The sequence below is a fragment of the uncultured Brachyspira sp. genome (assembly GCF_944393015.1).
Lineage (GTDB): Bacteria > Spirochaetota > Brachyspiria > Brachyspirales > Brachyspiraceae > Brachyspira.
Window position 1 is genome coordinate 48010 of sequence record NZ_CALXYQ010000010.1, and the last position, 20168, is coordinate 68177.

Annotated in this window: 21 protein-coding genes and 1 tRNA gene; 3 read left to right on the top strand and 19 right to left on the bottom strand. The window is 26.5% G+C overall.

The window, feature by feature from the left end:
- The first annotated feature begins 162 nt into the window (after positions 1-162).
- Positions 163-1167, top strand: a complete 1005-nt coding sequence (locus Q0K19_RS05420; RefSeq protein WP_297246096.1) for a tetratricopeptide repeat protein — start codon at positions 163-165, stop codon at positions 1165-1167.
- Here the strand turns inward: Q0K19_RS05420 and Q0K19_RS05425 are convergent, their stop codons facing one another.
- The 14 genes from Q0K19_RS05425 to Q0K19_RS05490 form a co-directional block, all read right to left on the bottom strand.
- Positions 1168-1635: a PepSY-like domain-containing protein gene (locus Q0K19_RS05425; RefSeq protein WP_297246098.1), complete on the bottom strand. Its 468-nt coding sequence runs from the start codon at positions 1633-1635 to the stop codon at positions 1168-1170.
- 115 nt (positions 1636-1750) lie between these two features.
- The gene (locus Q0K19_RS05430) at positions 1751-1885 is read right to left on the bottom strand and encodes a hypothetical protein (protein WP_280642022.1); all 135 of its coding nucleotides are present in this window, start codon (positions 1883-1885) and stop codon (positions 1751-1753) included.
- 309 nt (positions 1886-2194) lie between these two features.
- Positions 2195-2458, bottom strand: a complete 264-nt coding sequence (gene rpsT, locus Q0K19_RS05435) for a 30S ribosomal protein S20 (RefSeq protein WP_297246101.1) — start codon at positions 2456-2458, stop codon at positions 2195-2197.
- A gap of 27 nt (positions 2459-2485) precedes the next feature.
- Positions 2486-2560: transfer RNA gene (locus tag Q0K19_RS05440), tRNA-Asp, on the bottom strand.
- 379 nt (positions 2561-2939) lie between these two features.
- The gene (gene fabV, locus Q0K19_RS05445; RefSeq protein ID WP_297246103.1) at positions 2940-4118 is read right to left on the bottom strand and encodes an enoyl-ACP reductase FabV; all 1179 of its coding nucleotides are present in this window, start codon (positions 4116-4118) and stop codon (positions 2940-2942) included.
- A gap of 602 nt (positions 4119-4720) precedes the next feature.
- Positions 4721-6055 (bottom strand): restriction endonuclease, encoded by a 1335-nt coding sequence (locus Q0K19_RS05450; RefSeq protein ID WP_297246105.1) that lies wholly within the window; start codon positions 6053-6055, stop codon positions 4721-4723.
- A gap of 97 nt (positions 6056-6152) precedes the next feature.
- The gene (locus tag Q0K19_RS05455; protein WP_297246107.1) at positions 6153-8417 is read right to left on the bottom strand and encodes an AAA family ATPase; all 2265 of its coding nucleotides are present in this window, start codon (positions 8415-8417) and stop codon (positions 6153-6155) included.
- Positions 8418-8739: 322 nt separating this feature from the next.
- Complete coding sequence (locus tag Q0K19_RS05460) at positions 8740-9495, bottom strand: transporter substrate-binding domain-containing protein (RefSeq protein WP_297246109.1); 756 nt, start codon at positions 9493-9495, stop codon at positions 8740-8742.
- A 405-nt stretch (positions 9496-9900) separates the two neighbouring features.
- Positions 9901-10863: a KpsF/GutQ family sugar-phosphate isomerase gene (locus Q0K19_RS05465; RefSeq protein WP_297246111.1), complete on the bottom strand. Its 963-nt coding sequence runs from the start codon at positions 10861-10863 to the stop codon at positions 9901-9903.
- 20 nt (positions 10864-10883) lie between these two features.
- Positions 10884-11012 carry a hypothetical protein gene (locus Q0K19_RS05470; protein ID WP_012671505.1) on the bottom strand — a complete coding sequence of 43 codons (129 nt, stop codon included), beginning with the start codon at positions 11010-11012 and terminating at the stop codon, positions 10884-10886.
- 10 nt (positions 11013-11022) lie between these two features.
- Positions 11023-11388: a YraN family protein gene (locus Q0K19_RS05475; protein WP_297246114.1), complete on the bottom strand. Its 366-nt coding sequence runs from the start codon at positions 11386-11388 to the stop codon at positions 11023-11025.
- 8 nt (positions 11389-11396) lie between these two features.
- Positions 11397-12626 carry an HD-GYP domain-containing protein gene (locus Q0K19_RS05480; protein ID WP_297246116.1) on the bottom strand — a complete coding sequence of 410 codons (1230 nt, stop codon included), beginning with the start codon at positions 12624-12626 and terminating at the stop codon, positions 11397-11399.
- Between the two features lie 3 nt (positions 12627-12629).
- Positions 12630-12899 carry an EscU/YscU/HrcU family type III secretion system export apparatus switch protein gene (locus tag Q0K19_RS05485; RefSeq protein ID WP_297246118.1) on the bottom strand — a complete coding sequence of 90 codons (270 nt, stop codon included), beginning with the start codon at positions 12897-12899 and terminating at the stop codon, positions 12630-12632.
- A 4-nt stretch (positions 12900-12903) separates the two neighbouring features.
- Entirely contained in the window at positions 12904-13995 is a 1092-nt protein-coding gene (locus Q0K19_RS05490) for a hypothetical protein (protein WP_297246120.1), read from the bottom strand.
- Positions 13996-14094: 99 nt separating this feature from the next.
- On the opposite strand from Q0K19_RS05490, the gene Q0K19_RS05495 reads away from it, so the two are divergent.
- Entirely contained in the window at positions 14095-15675 is a 1581-nt protein-coding gene (locus tag Q0K19_RS05495) for a flagellar hook-length control protein FliK (protein WP_297246122.1), read from the top strand.
- A gap of 84 nt (positions 15676-15759) precedes the next feature.
- Positions 15760-16554, top strand: a complete 795-nt coding sequence (locus Q0K19_RS05500) for a flagellar hook capping FlgD N-terminal domain-containing protein (RefSeq protein ID WP_297246124.1) — start codon at positions 15760-15762, stop codon at positions 16552-16554.
- Between the two features lie 339 nt (positions 16555-16893).
- Here the strand turns inward: Q0K19_RS05500 and Q0K19_RS05505 are convergent, their stop codons facing one another.
- The 5 genes from Q0K19_RS05505 to Q0K19_RS05525 form a co-directional block, all read right to left on the bottom strand.
- Positions 16894-17310: a hypothetical protein gene (locus tag Q0K19_RS05505; RefSeq protein ID WP_297246126.1), complete on the bottom strand. Its 417-nt coding sequence runs from the start codon at positions 17308-17310 to the stop codon at positions 16894-16896.
- A 213-nt stretch (positions 17311-17523) separates the two neighbouring features.
- The gene (locus Q0K19_RS05510; protein WP_297246128.1) at positions 17524-17931 is read right to left on the bottom strand and encodes a hypothetical protein; all 408 of its coding nucleotides are present in this window, start codon (positions 17929-17931) and stop codon (positions 17524-17526) included.
- A 23-nt stretch (positions 17932-17954) separates the two neighbouring features.
- The gene (locus Q0K19_RS05515; RefSeq protein WP_297246129.1) at positions 17955-18341 is read right to left on the bottom strand and encodes a YkvA family protein; all 387 of its coding nucleotides are present in this window, start codon (positions 18339-18341) and stop codon (positions 17955-17957) included.
- A gap of 18 nt (positions 18342-18359) precedes the next feature.
- Positions 18360-19067, bottom strand: a complete 708-nt coding sequence (locus tag Q0K19_RS05520) for a hypothetical protein (RefSeq protein WP_297246131.1) — start codon at positions 19065-19067, stop codon at positions 18360-18362.
- A 132-nt stretch (positions 19068-19199) separates the two neighbouring features.
- Positions 19200-20072 carry a DUF438 domain-containing protein gene (locus Q0K19_RS05525; RefSeq protein ID WP_297246133.1) on the bottom strand — a complete coding sequence of 291 codons (873 nt, stop codon included), beginning with the start codon at positions 20070-20072 and terminating at the stop codon, positions 19200-19202.
- Positions 20073-20168: the final 96 nt, after the last annotated feature.

Consider the following 20168-nt stretch of genomic DNA (forward strand, 5'->3'; position numbering starts at 1 on the left):
TCCATATTAATTAGTAATAATTATTATAATTTTTATATTATACCATATTATATTAATTAATTCAAATATCAAAAAATCATAGTAAAATTAAAAGTTGAAAAAAATTAACTTAAAGATATACTATTATATAAGTAATTATTTTTTAGGGAAAGTAAATTAATTATGGACAATTCATCTGATTATAGTCTTCAAAATAAAATAGCTAATATGATATCTCATTATAAAGATATATGCGATAGAGAACCAAGTAATCATAAAGCCAGAGTAGATTTTGGAGTGTTCTATACTCAATTAGGGGATCACAAAGAAGCTATAGAACTTTTCAAAGAGGCTTTACTCATAAACAATAATGATTATTCTATACATAGACTTTTAGGAATATCATATACAAAGATAAATAATTACTATAATGCTATTATATATCTTGAAAAAGCTTGTGGATTAGAAAACAATGATTATATAAGTCTTAATTGGCTTGGCAAATGCTATGTAGAAGTTGGACGTTATGAAGATGCTGTAAATGTATTGAATAAATCTTTTATGCTGGCACCTAAAGAATATCTTAATTGGCGTACTTTGGGAATAGCTTTATATAATCTAAAAAGAACAGATGAAGCTATAGAATCTTTTGAAAGGGCTATGGAGCTTAATAAATACGATTATACAAGTCTTTATATGCTTGCTATTGCCTATAAAGATAAATATGAATATAAAAAAGCTATAGATATATTAAAAAAAGTAACAGAAATAGAAAAAGATAATTATTCAGCATATTTCAATATGGGACTATGTTTCTTTATGATTGATGACTTTGATAATGCTGTATCTTCTTTTAATAATGCTTTAAATATAGATGATAAAGATTATTTACTATACTATTATCTTGGAATTTCTCTATATGAAACAAAAGATTATATAAATGCCATATCATATTTAAATAAATCTATAGAAATAAATAATACCCATTCATCTTCCTATTATTATTTAGGACTTTCATACTACTCAGCAGGACTTTATGATAATGCAGGAAATATACTAGAAGAATGTGTTAAATTGGATAGTAATAATAAGGAAGTTTATATATTGCTTGCTAACACCTATAACGCTATGGGGGACAGAGAAAAATCTATAATAGCATTCAATAAATCTAAAGAAATAACATCCTAATTAGTTATTAGTTGAAGCAGATTGAACATTATCCAAATTTTCCTGACTAATGATAATGCCGTATCCTGTAATTTCTATTAAATATTTATCATCTAATTTTATGATAAAATTCTTATCTCTTCTCTCTATATCGGTGATTTTAGAATGCGGATACTCATTATCTATAACATTAACCATAGACTTATGTATGCAGCTTCTAGGTATTTCAATATTTTTTGTCTCATCATTGATGATAGATATTTTTTTCCAAAGACCTGTATTATAAAAAATAAATTTATAACCAAAATCTATATCAACTTCATATCCGCCGCCATTTTGATATAATGAAACTGATTCTATATTATTGCCTGGAAAATTAATATTTAAAAAATTTTTCGCTCTCAAAGGCAGAGAATTTTCTGTCATGGTTTGAGAATATATATTTACATTCAATATCAATATAAGCAAAATCAATTTTAAATATTTCATAATGTTTATTTTCGTATTTTATCATTATAATGTTAGAATTTTTTGTACCGCAAATTATTTTAGCAGGTAAGATACCGGCTATATAATAATTATAACCGGTATTCCCATAATATCATTAAAGGCTTTCATTTTCTTTATCAGATGTATTATCTTTAATAATATCATTGTACTCTTCAATTAAAGAATTATAATCATCATCATTAAATATAACAGAATCATTATAATTATTATTTTTGAATTTCTTAATCATAATCAATCCTCCCCATTATTATATTTTTTGTGATAATATTATCAAAACAACACAGAATAATTTACCTTTATATACCATCAAAGCTCATAAACTTAATAATAAAATCTGTATATATTCATTTAATAAACTCAAACTGTATATTAATAACAAAAATTTTCTATTAGGAAATAAAAAAATATATATTTTTTTTACAAAAAGGTAATTTTTTTTTATTTTTATTAAAATAAATTGACATTTAGGATTAAAAAACATAAAAAAAGACCTATACATTGCTGTATAGGCCTCATTATTTTTTAATAATAATCAAAATTAATTCATAGCATTAATTTTTTTCATCATATCAGATTTTTTAGCAGCTGCTCTGTTAGCATGAATAACTGATTTTCTAGCAGCTTTATCTAAAGCACTTGCATATTTTTTAAATTCTTCTGAAGCAAGATTTTTATCATTGCTTTCTACTGCTTTAATTACTTTCTTTTTTTGAGTATTTAAAAAGCTTTTAATTTTTCTATTGTAAAGATTTCTAACTTCATTTTGTCTTAATCTTTTAGATGCTGAAGCTATATTAGGCATTATCGCTCTCCATGTTAAAATAAAAAGCGGAGTTGACGGGGCTCGAACCCGCGGCCTCCTGCGTGACAGGCAGGCGCTCTAACCAAACTGAGCTACAACTCCAAATTAGTTAAGTAATGCTTTGTATTATATACTAATTCTGTTTTTTGTCAACTACTAAATTTAAAAATTTTTAAAAAAATTATAAATTTGATATCATTATTTATTAAACGCACGCTGAAAATCGCATAAAACATAAACAAATTAACAATTATAGCATAATAATATATGAAAATAGACTTTACGTGCGGTAAATTCAATTTTAAATTTAAAAAAGCTTGGGTGGGAAGCTAAAAATTCTTATTAGACTGTTAAGAATATAAAGGTTTATAATTCAAAATATATCAAGAAGTATAAAGGGCGGGATTTAAAATAATACAAAAAAGAAAAGCGAAGGAAATATTAACTCCTTCGCTTAATTCTCATATTTAATAATTAATTATCATATCTGAACATCTTGGCTATAATCAATACCTTCCTCATCAAAGCCATGCATATTCATATAATCTTTTCTGAATAATGCCAAATCAGCTATTTCTTTTAGATTATCTTTTGTTAATTTATTCCAAGAGTCCAAAACCTCTTTTTGAACATCTTCTCTCAATTCCCAATCGTCTAATCTTATTCTGTTTTCACTATCAACTGGTATTTCTCCGCCATTATAGAGTTTTTCGTTTAAAAGTCTATACATTTGCTCTATACAGCCCTCATGAATGCCTTTATTTTTCATTACCTTAAACAATATGCCTATATAAAGAGGAACTGTAGGGATAACTGCTGAAGATCTAGTTACTACTGCCTTGTTTACTGACACATAAGCATGTCCTTTGATTTTCTCCTGCATTTCTTTATCCAATTCATGAGCTATTGCCTCTAAATGATCCTTAGCTTTTCCTATAGTACCTTCTCTATATACAGCTTTTGTCATTTCAGGTCCTATATAAGAATAAGCTACATTAATAGCATTTTCAGCTAATAAATCAGCATTAAGTAAGGCATCTGTCCATAATTTCCAATCTTCTCCGCCCATAACTTTTACAGTAGATTTTATATCATCTTCATTAGCGGGGTCAATAGATACCTCTAATAACTCCTCTGTAAGAAAATCTACACCTATACCATTATATTTTTTTCCTATAGGTTTTAAAGATGAACGGTAAAGTGTTCCTGTTGATTCGTCCATTCTTACTGGAGCTGCCAAACTATATATAAGCAAATCTATTTTTTCACCGTTAAAGAATGTTTTAGCTTCTTTAATAACTTCTTCTTTTGAAGCGTTTAAAAAAGCATCTAATATTAAATTTTTATCCTCTATTCCATCTTTTTTAGCAAAAGCAGAAAAAGCCTCGTTATTATACCAACCAGGTGTAGCTGTTCTTCTTGCTGTAGCTTCTTTTTCGAATGACACACTCATAGTTTTAGCACCAAGTCCATAAGCTATGGCTATTCTGCTTGCAAGTCCGTATCCGCCTGAAGCTCCTAATATAAGAGCATTTTTTACATTAGATTTTACTTTCGGCTGTGATTTCACATAATTAATTTGATTTTCTACTTCTTTAGCACAGCCTAATGGATGAGCTGTTATACATATATTATTTAATATTTTTGGCTCTACTACCATATCTTTTATTCTCCTATCGTTTTTTATTTTCAAAATATATTACAAACTAATTTTATAATACTTTATAATAAAATTGCTTTTTTTTCAATGAAAATAAAATGAAAATGAAATCAAAATGATTATTAATTTATGAAATATACAAATGATATATTCATCTAAACGTATGGTAAATAAATAATAAATATAATACAAATAACATTAATAGTAACTCTATAAATATACAAAAAATAACACATACGGTGTATAGATTCTAAATTCTAATCACATTAGGGTGGGTATGCTTTTTATAAGTTCTCAATAGAAAAATTTAAGTCGTAATTTTTAATTAGACATAAAATATAAAAGGGCGGGCATTTAAATTAATACAAAAAATCAAATTACACTTGCCCCACCCTCTAGCCTTTCAGCATAATATGCAATTTTTATACTATCTTTCTTTTTTGTTTCAAACAGTTATTTTAGCTGCCCACCCAGAATTTTTTTTAAAATTTATAGTCTATACACCGCACGTTAAACGAAATTAAAAATATTGATTTAATTGTAATTCTAATTTTCATTAATTTGAAAATTTCATTAACCGTGCGTTAAATTAAGTTAAAAAATTAAAATTTATTTAAATCTTTTATTAATTCTTCTTCAATACCTTTCATAACTTCAGCAAACTTTTTTATGTTGCTGAAATTTTGATTAGGAATTTTCAAAGCATATTTATGTATCTCGCAATTTGCATTATTATATTTACTATTTAGATTTCCTATATGAGTATTTTTATAATTATCAATTTCTATTGGATAAATGAAACCTGCCTTTTTAGCATTAAGCGTATAAGCATAAGAAACTATTTGATGTTTATCGTTTCTGTCTATACTTTCATTATTATCATAGTTTAATTTTTTATATTTGGCATCAAGAACTATATTATTTTTATCTGATAATTTATAGAAGTCTGGATAAACTTTCCAAGCATTATTAAGAAGATTTATACCTTTACTGGAATTTCTATTTTCAGCATGAATAAAATTTTCTTTAGCTAAGAAAGTATTTAAATATTCTTCAAAAAGCCAAGCTCCGTCAAATAATAAACCATATACAGTATTATCATTGCTGCCGTATTTTAATTTTTCATGCCTTAATATTTGAATGCATATTTTTCTTAAAGGCTCATATTCATAATAGTATGGGTGTGATAATTTTTTTAAGTTTTTATTTATAATGCTTTCTCTTTTATTTCTCTCATAACTAGGAGTGGAATAAAATATTTGCTGAACATAATTTTTTATTTCGCTGTCATAACTTAAAAGATATTTGTTTTTTGTGTTTATATATTCTATAGTGTGCCTTATTAACTGAGTGATATTATTGTCATAGCTGTATTCTCTAGTATTGTACGAAATTTTACCATTGAAAGGAATATTGTTTTTGATGTATCTATTAATATCAATAGTGCCTTTAACATTAGAATCATTATGCTTTATTAATTTGTATTGCTTAAAAAGCCCCTGCCTCAATGCTCTCTTAAAAAAACTAATAAACATATAAATTAAAAAATCAAACGAATCATCATAATCCTTACTATGCTCTAAATTAACAACATTAAGAGAAAGCACTTTCATAAGCATATAATGCAAAAAATAATCTTCATTATCATTTACAGCGAACCTTGAAGAGATTTTTATTTGCGTATTATTGTAGCTTATAAATCCCATTATATTGTTAGTACGTATTTTATCATCAAGTAAATTGAATATTGTACTTTTTTTATTTATATCTTTAGTCTCATCAAAACTATTTGGAAATATTAAAATATTATCTGAAATATTTTCAATAGAATGGCTAGCTATATATTGAATATTGCTTTTATCTATATCGTTTGATAATTGTGATATATCATAATCATTATTATCTTTTAATTTAATAATTTTATTGTTTGTATTCATTTATTATTGCAGGGCTTTGCCCCGCACCCCAGTTCTTTTATTGGTATAAAAGAACCAAAAAAACTGCATTTTTGGCTCTTACTTATTTTAAAATTTATCAATTATCTATATTATTATCATCTATATTAGTAGTATCTTGTTCTATACAATAAGCATTTTCTAACTTTTTAAGTTTATCATTTATATCAGGCATACCTCTCAAGTACTCAAACAAAAGCCCTTTCAAATGATTCTCCCATAGGCTTTTAAATGCTGTTTTTTTATTATCACTTGAACTCTTATAATAATTTTTTAACTTCAAGAAATAAGAAGCCCCTATATGATACGATGAATTAAAGCCTTCTATTTCACTAATTGCCTTATTTAAATTATCCATTCTTTCTTTAGCTTCATCTATAAATGATTGTTTATCTTTTTCTGTAATTTCTTTATTATCATCAAACATACTATCAAGCATATCTTGCGTATCTTCCGCTTTAATCTCTTTCCAAGCGAATCTCCTACGCATAGCAAAGTCCATACTTTCAACGCTTCTATCAATATCATTCATTGTTCCTATTATATAAAGATTCTCTGGTATATAAAAATATTTTTCTGATTCCTCATCTATCAAATTAGAGTATTGAGTAAGCACTTTTCCTTTAATGCCTCTATATCCAGGGTCTATAGCAAAGAATAACTCACCGAAAATTTTTGAAACCTCTCCCCTATTAATCTCATCTATAATAAATACGCAATTTTTCTTTTTAGTATTTACTTCTTTTTTTATTTGAGAATTATATTTTTCATAGAATGCTTTTAAAAAACCATATTTATATGTATGTAAACTATCAAAATGTTTTAATTTTTTTACATCATTATAATCCAAGCTGTATATATCTTTAGAAGTTAAATCTCTATACATCTCCACACAAGTATCTATTGGTATAGATACTTCATGTTTACCTGTATCTGTATTTAATTTATAATGTATTGAATTATCACTGTTTATTTCTATAAATTTTATTGAAGCTGCTTTTCTGCTAATACCATCAATTTCAAATTTTTCTTCATTAGCTATTATATTAGAAACATCATCTTTAAATTTTATTAAATATTCTTTTATTATTATTGACTCAATCTCAATTAAATTCTTAAGTGCTTTTTTACAAAACTCTTTAAAAACCCCATCCTTTCTTTCAAATCCAATATTTCCATTACCATCTTTAATAGGTCTTAATCCCTCAACAAAATCTGTATAATCATAAGATGGATGAAACTGCACAAACTGGCATTGATTTTTGAAATCCTCATTTTCTTCCAAATCTTCTGTATACTCTTTATTATCATCATTAAAAATAATTTTTGCTGCAATCTGTTTAGCTAAATAGGTTTTTCCTGTTCCAGGTGCCCCAGTTAGTATAAGATTATAATTTTCTTTTAAAAGGTTAATATATTTTTCCATAGCGTTATCCATTTTAATATTTAAAATATTCAAAAATTCTTTCATAATTTTATTATCATATTCATTGTTTTCATTTAATTCATATATTGCCGGCGGTGATTGAATACTTTCATTTGTACAATTTTCATTCCAAGATATTTTTTCTTTTATATGAGTAAAATATTTTAATTTTCTTGCCTGTATATAACGGTCTCTATAATCATAATGATAAGAATCAGAATCAACAATACCAACAAAATAATCTTTCCTTTCCCAATTAACCCTTAAACTTATTATTATAATATCGCCTAATTTTACATCATTTTCAAATTTCTTTCCTAATGGCTTATCCTCTTTCCAACCCATTAAAGCAACTTTATCTTTTTCCATCATATCAATAAAATTTTGAATGGGATGCTCTTTTTTATCAGTTAAAACATTAGGACTTATTACCCAATATTTCATTGTATAATTACTAAAATTAAAATTATCATCTTTTGTAATAGCTCTAGCAATATTCAAAGCTTCATTTTCTGATATTTCAAAAACTCTTCCTTCTTCCTCTTTATCTCTTATTCCTTCGAAATTAGTTATAATATTTGAAATATTTATTAATTGAAAGTTTTCTTTTTTGTGCTGTATGTAATTATTAAATGATTCATGACTATTTATATTTTCTAAATTTATAAATTTACCAAAAGAATAATATCTATAAATATAAATTCCACCAATATCCAATTTCACTCTTAAAAATACTATATCGTCTTTTTGTATAGAGTTTAAATTTTCAATATCTCTTTCATAACGAGAATAATTTTCTTTTGTTTTTCTATTTCTAAAAAATATGTATTTTTTTTCTTCTGTACAAGTTTTAACAAAATTTTTAATATTATGTTCTTGATCTTTCCAAAGTAATATGCTTATAACAAAAAATTTCATACTAATATTATATTAAAAATTATTAATAAATTCAATGTACTATATAATACTATTTGTGCGAATTATATTTTAAGACTTTAAATTAAAAAAAATCTTGTGTGGGCAGCTAAAATAATAGTTGATATCTTTTAAGATTTAAATATTGTAAAGCTAATTATAAAAATTGTGAGCCTCTGGTAAGTTTCTTTACATAGCCTTTGCCGTAGGCACGCATAACAAGAGCGAACAATTTTTATTAGCAATAATAAAAAATAATAATTCAAAAATATCAGAATTAACTAAAAGCCTAAAGGGCGGGTAAGTGTAATTAAATTGCTAAATATTATAAATACTTATCTACTAATTTTTGATAAGTACCATTAGCCATTATTTCTTTAAGTCCGCTGTTAATTTTATTAAGTAAAATAGTATCCTCTTTTCTTACAGCTATACCATATCCCATTTTTGGGAATTCTATAGTTTCAACTATTTCTAAATCTTTATCATATTGAAGATAGTTAATACAAGTAAGTTTATCAACTACCATAGCATCTATTTTACCCGTTTTCAAAGACAGAAAAGCACTGCCGGCAATATCAAATTTTATTACTTGACGAACACCTTCTATTTTGGATGCTGTAATATCAGAAACAGTATTTTTTATAGCTCCTATAGTTTTTCCTATCAAATCATTAGTTGTTATTATATTAGTATTTCCTTTATTTATTACAATGCTTTGACCAGCTGTTAGATATCTGTCAGAAAAATTCACAAGTTTTTCTCTATCTTCTGTTATGGTCATAGCAGCTATAATAATATCTATACGTTTTTTATTAAGTGCTGAAATAAGATCATCAAACTGCATTGTAACAAATTGAATTTTTAAATCTGATACTTTAGCTATCTCTTTCATTAAATCATAATCAAAACCGCCTATATCATCAGTATCTGAATGCGGCATAGGATAATCATAAATATATATACCTACTTTTAATGCTTCATTAGCTGCAATATTTTCTGAGTTATTTGTATTAGAATTATTACTACAGGCAGTAAAAATTATTAAAGTAAATAATGTAAAAACAATAATTTTTCTCATTTTAATAAAAATGTTTCTTAAATAATATATTTAAAAATTAATATATATCTTATAAAAGTCAAGCAATTATTTAAAAAAAATATTTAGTTACAGTATAAAATAAATATCAATTACATTATTTTTAGATTAGATTTAAAGGAGGTAAATATATAAAAACTAGATGGCATGTAATAACAATTAAATTTTAAAAACTTATTCTCATTCCCCGCCCTTTAAATTTACAGCTATATTTTTAATTATAATATTGATTATATTTAAAATTTTAATTAGAAATTATGACACCCGCCCAAGTGTTTTATAATTTTTTTGATTATATTAACGCACGATTAGATTATTATGGTATAGAATTTAAATTGAATTACTAATATATAAATTATATTCAAAGTATTATTTACCGTACGTTTTTTAAAAAGCCTTTATCTTTAAAATATCATGTATATGCACTATACCAATAGGATTATTATTATTATTTACAACTACTAAATTAGTGATCTTTCCTTCCATAATATGCAAAGCCTCTCCAATAAGCGTATCTTCATAAATGACTTTAGGAGAAGTGTTCATAATATATTTAACTTCTTTAGAAAGTATATTTTTTATATCATCATCTTTTACAAGAAGCCTTTTTAAATCTCCATCAACTATTATTCCTTTTAAAATGTTCTTATCATCAGCAACAATAGCTATTCCAAGTTTGCATTCTATGATTTTAAATAAAGCCTCATGCAATGAAGTATCCGGAAAAATAATAGGCAAATTTTCAGTATGCATAATAGATTTCACTTTTGCAAGCTGTCTTCCCAAACTTCCTCCCGGATGGAACACTGCAAAATCTTCTGCTCTGAATCCTCTCAATTCCATCAATGCAGTAGCCAAAGCATCAGATAAAGCTAAAGACGCTGTAGTGCTTACAGTAGGAGCCAATTTTAAAGGACAAGCCTCTTCTTTAACATAAGTAAGCAATGTAATTTTAGCATTCTTAGAAAGTGTAGAATTAATATCATTTGTAATTGCAATGTACGGTATATTTTGCCTGCATAACCAATTTACAAGCTCTATAATCTCACGTGATTCACCTCCTTTAGAATATAGCAGACAATAATCATCTTTTGTAATCATACCGAAATCGCCATGCATACATTCATTAGGATCAACAAAAAAACTTGGAGTACCAGTGGATGCAAAAGTGGCCGCTGCCTTTCTTGCTACATGTCCGCTCTTTCCCACTCCTGAAGTTATAACTCTGCCTCTAATATTAAATAACTCTTTTACAGCATTTTCGAAATTGCTATCTAATTTATCTGATAACATTTTAAGATTTTCACTCTCAAGTAAAAGAGTAGTTTTTCCTCGTTCAATTATATTCATACAAATACACCAAAATCCGCTTAATCTATTACTGCACTTATTAAGTGTCCAGCCAATCTCTCTATAGCTTTATCTATATACTTCTCATCTTTTAATTTCTTCTTATAAAGATCTATTTTTTCAGGGTTAATTTTTACTGCTGTTTTCATGTCGATACCCCTAAATAAATATATCTTCGATGAATGATATTTCACGATTATAATGGGTATCGTCTATTAGAACTGCCCCAAAGGAACATTTTTGATTAAAACTTAATCCTTTCTCAATTAAGTATTCTTCAGCTGTCTCATATAGCTTCTTCTTTTTACGATCTGATATTGAGCAAGCTGCATATCCAAAACTTCCCTGTCTTCGATATTTAACTTCTATAAACACAATAACAACTCCTTTTGTCATTACTAAATCTATCTCGCCTCTTGTTTTTTTACCTTTAAAATTCCTTTCTAGCAAGGTATATCCAAGTCCTTCGAGATATTTTAAGGCAATATCCTCTCCTAGATTGCCTATGATTTTTTTGTTAGCCATTTTTAATATTACTTTTCTTCAACATCTAATATTTTAGTTTTTACCTCCTTCAAGAAATTATTATCTTTATCAACACCCGCTATAAACAGCTGATTAGTTTCTAATAAATTAATAGTTTCTCCATCATCAATAAATTCTCCATTCTCATTTGAAACTATCTTTATTATAGGTCTGATAGGGAAATTAGGATTAGTAGCAAAAACAAATCCTTTTCTCTTATCATTTAAAATAACTATAGAACCTATAGGATATACAGTGAATATACTCACAAAAGTTTTTGATATATTAGGATCATACTTAGTATTTGCCCCATGTATAATCTCTTTAACTGCATAATATAATGATATATCTTTCTTTTTATTTTCACTGCTTTTTTCAAGCATTAAACTGAATGTAGATTTATTATCTTTTATTTTAGAATTAGAAGATGCTATTCTTATAGGCTTCATCATCTTTTCAACGGCATGAGATATTGCAATTATTTTTGAATATAAATTTATCTGATTGCCTGCAAGTCCTCTAGGATATCCTTTGCCGTTATAATACTCATGATGCATAAGTGATATCATAGCTAAATCTTCTTCAAATCTGAAACTAGTTTTAAGAATTTTATATCCATAAACAGTATGCTTTTTTATTTCGGCATATTCTTCAGGAGTAAATTTTCCTATTTTCTCCAATATCTTATCAGGAACTTTTACAAGCCCTATATCATAAAGTATAGCACCTAATCCTAATTTTTTTACTCTATTTTCTGAAAATTTCATGGCACGTCCGATAATCATAGATATTAAAGAAACATTTAAAGATCTTACATAATATTCATCAGACTTAGGCAAATTAGTTAAATTAAGAAGCTGAAGCACACTGCTTAAATTCCTATTAACTATATCCAATACTTCGTCCAAAATTTCATTTAGTTCATTCATATTAACTAAATTATTATTTTTATATCCGCCTAAATTATTTCTAACTTTTTTAATTACATTTAAATATATTTTTTTAAATACTTTATATTCCCTCAAAAATTTATCAAAGTCAGCAGATACTTCCATATCTAAAGAAGTATTATCCTCCATAAATACTTCATTGATATCCCATTTCTGAAACCTTTGCATATCATCTTCTTTGAGGTCTATATATCCTGTAGATGCAAGAAAATCATTATACAAGTATATATCTTTCTTTTCAGCTTTTGTTTTGATATCTTGGATATTTATTTTTATTAATTTTGCCATTATTTATTCTGCCTTTAATTTATATATATATTTTAATATTATACTCACAGCTTCATAAAGTGAATAAGGTATCTCCTCCCCTATTTCCAACTGCATCAAATGCTTAGCCGTATTCTTATCAGAAATAACAGGCACTTTATGCTTTCTTGCAATATCAACCATTCTTTTAGCTAAATAATTATTCCCTTTGGATATAACTATAGGGGCATTATGCACTTCTCTATTATATAATAAAGCAGCAGCATTTTTTATATCCTTATCGTCTTTGCTCATTTACTTAGCCTTCATAATTCATTTTTATATTCTCAAAAATACTTAATTCTTTTTCCATATCATCTTTTATACGGTTTAATTTATTATACAACTTTTTATCAAAAAATTTAACTGTAATCAAATATTTATTATATTCATCTTTAGTAATATCTATTTTACATAGTTCTTTATCATCATCATAAACTATAAATGTTAATTTGTTTTTATTGTTTTCATCTTTACTAATATATAATAATACATCTTTAATTTCACCGTCTATAACAAATGGTATAGGAATCATAAATGCAGTTTCATTAAAATTTCTGTTTTTCCTATTTGCAGATAGAATTTTCAGCATAAGCATCATCATATTAGAATTATCAGAAGATAACTCACCATGAAGCATATCAAAGAGCATAAACCATATATTAAAACTAGCATTTGTATTTATATAGTTATTCAAATTTTCTGCAATGGTATTATTGGAGTTATTATCATCTCCCTGAATAACACTATTAGCAAGCATTACTAATATTTCGGTTATTTCAGTATTTTTGTTAGAGTTTTTTATATGTCTGATTATGTCATTAAATTGTTTAAAAATATTTCCTAAAGAGTTTATTTCTTCTACCGTTAAATATACACCGTTAGACATTGCATTTAGTATGAACTTTTTTTTATTGCTGTCCAAATCCGGAAGATATTTCAGTATAGTTTCAAAATATCTTATATTTTCATGACTTGGCTTTATACCTTTCTGAGACAGCATAGTTGAAACTTCTGAATTATTCTCAGTTATGTTAAGTAAAACATTCGCATTATTCTTATTTTGTATGCCTTCTCTTGCTTCTTTCAAACTTTCTGCATTTTTTAGTATAGTTAAAGTTACTTCTCCGTTTTTTTTACTAACTAAAGCAAAGCCTTTATCTGTCATGCCGTTTTTAAATAATGCTATTAATTTATTGCCCATAACATTTATTAATGCTTTATCATTATCCAGTTTCCTCATTATAGAATATCTTACCACATCGCCATCTTTGATTTGGGAATTGTTTTTATTGGTTATGAGATTAAAATATTTACTATTTATATTAAGCATATTATCATTATAAAACATAAAAATAATTTTTCAAATATTATGTTATTTTTTATAAAGGAAATTTATATACTTCCGAATATTAATATAGTAATAAAACTAATAATTAGGAAGTAAATTATGGTAAATGGATTAGGCAACTTATTATCTTTTGTTGATACTAATGTTTCATCTAATAATAGCCCTTATAATTTGAATAATTACAGCTATGATGATTCTTTTGCTAATATGCTAAATAAAACTCAAACAGATTATTCTGCTCCTTCAAGTGTTTCTAATAAAATAGAAAGACATTTGAATACTGAAGAAAATCAAACAGAAAATAATTATAATAGTTATGATGATTACTATAACGATTATAATCAATATGATGCTGAAGAAAATACTATAGAAGAAAAGGTTTCTTCATCTAGCGAAAATGCTGCTAAAAAAACAGATGGAACTTCAGACAATGCTGAAGAAGCAAAATCTGTTAATAATGCTGAAGAACAGGCAGAAAATAAATCAGAAGAATTAAATGCTTCATCTAATAAAGATAATATAGAAGAAAAAGCAGAAAAATTAGCTTCAGGCAATAAAGAAGAAAATGTATCAGCTAAAGAAAAATTGGCTCTAACAAAAGAAAAAGCAAAACTCCTTTTACAAAATACTTCTAATGATAAAAAAGCTGATGCAAAAGAAGTTAATACATCTGATAATAAAGAAAATATTCTAGCTAAAGCTGATAAAAAAGAAAATACAAAAAATACTGAAGAAATAGAAAAAATTAAAAAACAAATAGAATCTTTGAATGCTGAAGAATTAAGCGAAGAAGATAAGAAAGAATTAGAAGATTTAATTGAATCTTTAGAAGCTTTAAAAGCAATGATAGAAAATGACGGCAGCGAAGATAAAAAAGAAGTTTTAGCTGAAAATACTGAAGAAAATATAGAAGTAAAAGATATTGATAATTCAGAAGCTAAAGAAATAAAAGTTGCTTCCAATAAAGATAATGACAAAAATATAGAAACAAAAGATATTAATAATATCAGTATAGAAGATAATGCTATGGCAGACGCTAATATTGATATGAATATAGAAAATAAATATGCAGATAAAAAAGATGCTGCTGAAATGAAAAATAATAACAGCACTGTAAATAATACTATTTCAGATGATAAAGGTGCAGAACTTACTATAATAAATATGAAAGATTCTGCTGAGGGTGCTAATTTGAAAGGATATAATCATTATAACAATAATGTATCCAAAACTCATAACAGCACAAATCTTACTGATAATATGATAAAATTCCAAGACTTAATGGGTAAATTGGTAGAGAAAGCTCAAGTTGCTGTTAATAATGGAAAAAGCGAAGTATTAATGAGTCTTAATCCTGAATATCTTGGTAAAGTAAGATTAAAAATCAGCATGGACGGAGACAATTTAATAGGTAAAATATTTGTAGATAATGCAGATGTTAAAGATATTTTCACTAAGAATTTAGATACTGTTATAACTTCATTAAGCGAGATAGGCATTAATATAGAAGGTTTCGATGTAATGCTTAGACAGGATATGCCTAATGATGGAGGCTTCGGCGAGGAATTAGAAGCTATAGGAAACAGATTCGCTTCTGAAAATAGTAATAATGTAGAAGAAGTAAAAGCCGATATAAAAGCATATATAGTACCTGAAAGAAAATTGAATTTACTTATTTGATAGGTTTATTAGGCTTATTGGAATAATTGTTTTTATAAAGATAAAAAATAAATTATGAAGAAATAACTTTGAAGGAGTGTATAAATGATATCAGCAGATGCTTTAAGAATGTCAGATAAAGAGATAAAAATATTAAAACAGGAAGTAGGTGCTTTCAACTTGCAGCATAATTTTCAGAGAGACCCTACACAAAATTCTTTGGGTAAAGATGCTTTCTTGAAACTCCTTACAGTACAAATGAGCCATCAGGATCCTCTTGCTCCAATGGACAACAGAGATATGATTGCACAATTAGCACAATTCTCATCTGTTGAACAAATGACAGAGGTTAATAAAAATCTTGACTCTATGAAAACTTTCTATTCAAGTCAAACAGGTTACTCTATGCTTGGTAAGAGTGTTGAGGTTATGGACGAGGCTGGAAACAGATTCTTGGGCCCTGTTGAAATGGTTATGGAAAATGATACAGGAGTGGCACTTGCCGTTAGAACTGATAACGGACTTATAACTGTTCGTCCTGAAGATGTTATGATAGTACATTCAAGCGGCGATTTAATGGCTTCTGAGGCTGCTGCAGTTTCTCAGGTTAGAGAAGCACAAAGCGAAGACGAGGCTGCTAAAGTATTTGAATCTTCTTTAGTTGATAAAGCCCAAATTATAAGACCTTCAGGTGATGAAAATGATGGAGAAGGAATCAATAATGAGTTTGGAGATATGAGATCTGCTATTGAAGCTGAAATCAATTCTGCTACTCAAAGCGAAGTTTCAAAAACTGATAATGCTAATCTTAATAAAACAGAAAAAACTGCAGGAATGATTAAAGCTGAAGAAGCATTGATGAATAGTAAAGAAGGCGGAAATAAAATTATTAAGAAATAAAATATTTAAAGAAATAAGATTGTTGATAAAGAAAAGCCTATAGAATTATATTCAATATTATTCTATAGGCTTTATTTTTGTATATTTGAAAGTTAATATTTTCTGTATAAAACAATCCAATAAAATAAAAAACCGCTATACTATTCAAATATATTGGATTTTTTATTTTTTATAGTTTTAATTTATTGAGGCAGAGGCTTCTTTACGAATGTTATGCCAGTTTTCTTAGAATACAAGATTATACTAGCCGCAGGACGGTGATCTTCCTCAATTAAAGTTACTCTTTTTAGCGAATAGTCTTTACAATCAAAAACTATATCAAGCATACAAGGATGACCACTATATATCAAACATATAACCCTTCAGATAATAAGTACCTTCTTTAATACTACCACTAATATCTTGAAAACTAAACTTCTTACCCGCACAATCAATTGTGATTTCTATACCGGAACCTGTTCCTATTTTAGTAATTGTTACATTCATAGGTGTAGGCCGCCTATTTCTAAAAAGATTTTCACTAAGAGAATAAAAAGTATATTCTGAAGAATATATTCCTAATATCTTTGTCGTATCTAAAATATCGTGAATACCTCCATTACTTTCTGGAGGAATTGAGCCGTCATCATTGTCTGGCAGAATTGAGCTGTCATTATTGTTTGTAGTATCATTAACACTAAACGGATTATTTTTAGCACAGGAAGAAACTAATATTAATGTCAATAATAACGCTAATAAAGATATTTTTCTCTTCATTTTTTTATGCCTCACTTGATTTTTATTAATTCATCATAATTAAATTATAAATTAATAATATGTATTTGTCAATTTATTAGTTTTATATTTTATTCCGCTGCAAAAACTGAGGGGGTAAGAAATACACATGGATAGTCTATAACAAATAATAAAAAAATAATTTTTGACAAAATATAGTTGTTTAGTTTTATTTTAAAATAAAATTAATGGTACTTATTTTTTTAAATAATCAGCAAATCTTTGAGGCAAATAAACATTATCATATTCATCTTTTAAAGCCTCTCTAAAAAGTTCTGCCATTTCCTCAACTTTAAAACCAGCTATACCGCATCCTATTTCTGTTACTAAGAATTTTAAATCTTTATGCTCTAAAGTAAAGGCTAAAAACTTATCAACATATTTTTTTATTTCGGATACTGCCATCTTTCCGCTTTTTGTATAATCAACTGTAGGTATAGCAAATGTTTTACCCTGAAGTCCGAATGCCTGACCATATACAGCACCGAAATTCATAGCAAATCTTGCAGCCCCTCCTCCATGTGCTCCTTGAGTATTGCTTCCAAATACAAATACTTCATTATCTTCTAATTTTGTTATATTGCTTGATGATATTCTATTCATAAAATACTCCTTATACAAAATTACTATAATAATGCAGCAAGTATATATATTATAATCATCATAACAAATCCTGTAATAGTGATTGATAATATAATATTTCTAATAATTACATTGATTATAGGATTATAAGAGAAATTAGCCTTTTTAATGCCATACATAAATGATATAACCAAAAGAAGTATATCATCTAATTTTCCTATTGGTATTCTATCCGGAATCAAGTCTATAGGCGATAAAGTATAAATAACTGCTGTGATAAAAGGAAGCCAATATCTTAACTTCATCTTATTTTTATTTTGATATCTTTTATATACTTCGTACTTTCTATATATTCCGTCTTCGCCTAATATTTCAATATCATCTTCATTTATTTCAACATAATCTTCTTTGTTCTTTTTATCATTTGCCATATAATTATCCGTAAAATATCAGCTTATTGAATACTTGCTTTCCTTAATTTTATTATAAAGTTTGTTAGACATTTTATTCAAACTAGTATATGTAAAACCTGCAGACACTGCACCGCCAATTAAAGGAACAGCTTTTGAAACAGATTTCATAAAACTCTTAGAACCTATTTTTATACCTATAGATTTTAATATGCTTGAAATAACTGCATATCCTACTACAGAACTTACTCTAAAACCTATTCTTGCACTTTTTTCAGCTATAGCTTTCCATATACTATTTAAAGCAAATATAGCTTCCTTATCTTCAAACATTACTCCAATATATACAGCAGCAAGACAAGCCTCATCATCTGTCATCGAATCGCCTAAAGTAAAACTAGGAAGTCCGGATATATAGCATAGTTTTTGTGCTATTCTTAAAGCATGACATAAAAATTGAGCCGTATCTGCAGGAACTGCCCCTATACCAACGATTCCTCCGGGAAGTCCTGAAACAAATGATATGGCTGATGATTTGGCTATTTCATAATTAATAGCTTCTCTTGATTTTGTATCTATTATATTTAATGGTACTCCTGCATCATAAGCCCCTTTCTCTAGTATAGTCTGAAGAAGTGAAGGATATTCTGATGCAAATGCCGCAACTAAATATTTATGCTTATCTATTTTTACAAGAGGCATATCGGATACCATCTTTATAAACGATAAAATACTTTTTTCTTCCATAAATAATAAACTCCAACTTTTCAAATTATATAGTATATACATTAATAGTCAATTAAATATTTATTATGCATAAAAAAAGAATAGCTGAAATAATAGCTACTCTTTTTTATATCTATAATCATTTTTTGTATTTTAACTATATTTTATTTCTATATTATCAAAATCTTCTTTTGAAAGCACAGAAACACAAAGAGGTATTAATATATTTTCTTCTTTGAATATCATATCTGAAATATGCTCTTTTAATAACTTTATATTCTCTGAATTAATTTGATTATTTTTACTATAATTAATAATATCTTTTAACTCATTTAATATATCTTTATCAACTCTGCTCATCACCTTTGAAGGCTCATCATTGCCATATTTTTTTAAAGCTGTAATAAATAAACTTTCCTTTTTACTGTAATGACTATTAAGATTATCATAAAGCTCATTTAATATATTAATATTATCATAACTTTTAATTTCATTTAATAATTTTTCTATAGATCTATTTTCTTCTTTAAAAATATCTATAGCCTTATGATTAGTTTTTGTATTATTATCCATAGCGTCTTTTAAAACAAGCGTTCTTATATAGAAAAATCTTTTAGCTTCATCTATACTCATACCATTATCTATAAGCTCATGCATAGCATTATGAACTTCTTCTGCTGATACTTTAATCAATTTATCTTCAAACTCTCTCTTTATATTTTCTATATTCTCTCCATAATGAAGTTTTACTATAAGAGATTTCAATATATCATTTCTATCCTCTTTATTTGATATACTATTCAATTCAAAACCATATTCATTTAATTTTTTTCTTAATTCATCATTATCAATATTTTTCATTTTTACGGCTTTTTCCAAAGTCATAATCTTTGATACAGTATTAAACATTATTGGATTTTTTATCTTATCAACCCCCAAATCAAATAATGCTTCTTTAATTTTTGGATATTTGATGCATAGATCATATATGCTATCAGAAATATTTATAAATTCTAAAGTTGTCATATATATTTTACTCCTACTTTATTATTGTTAGATTATTCTAACATATTTTATACAATATCTAAAAAATAGTCAACTTTTATAAAATAAAAAATATTT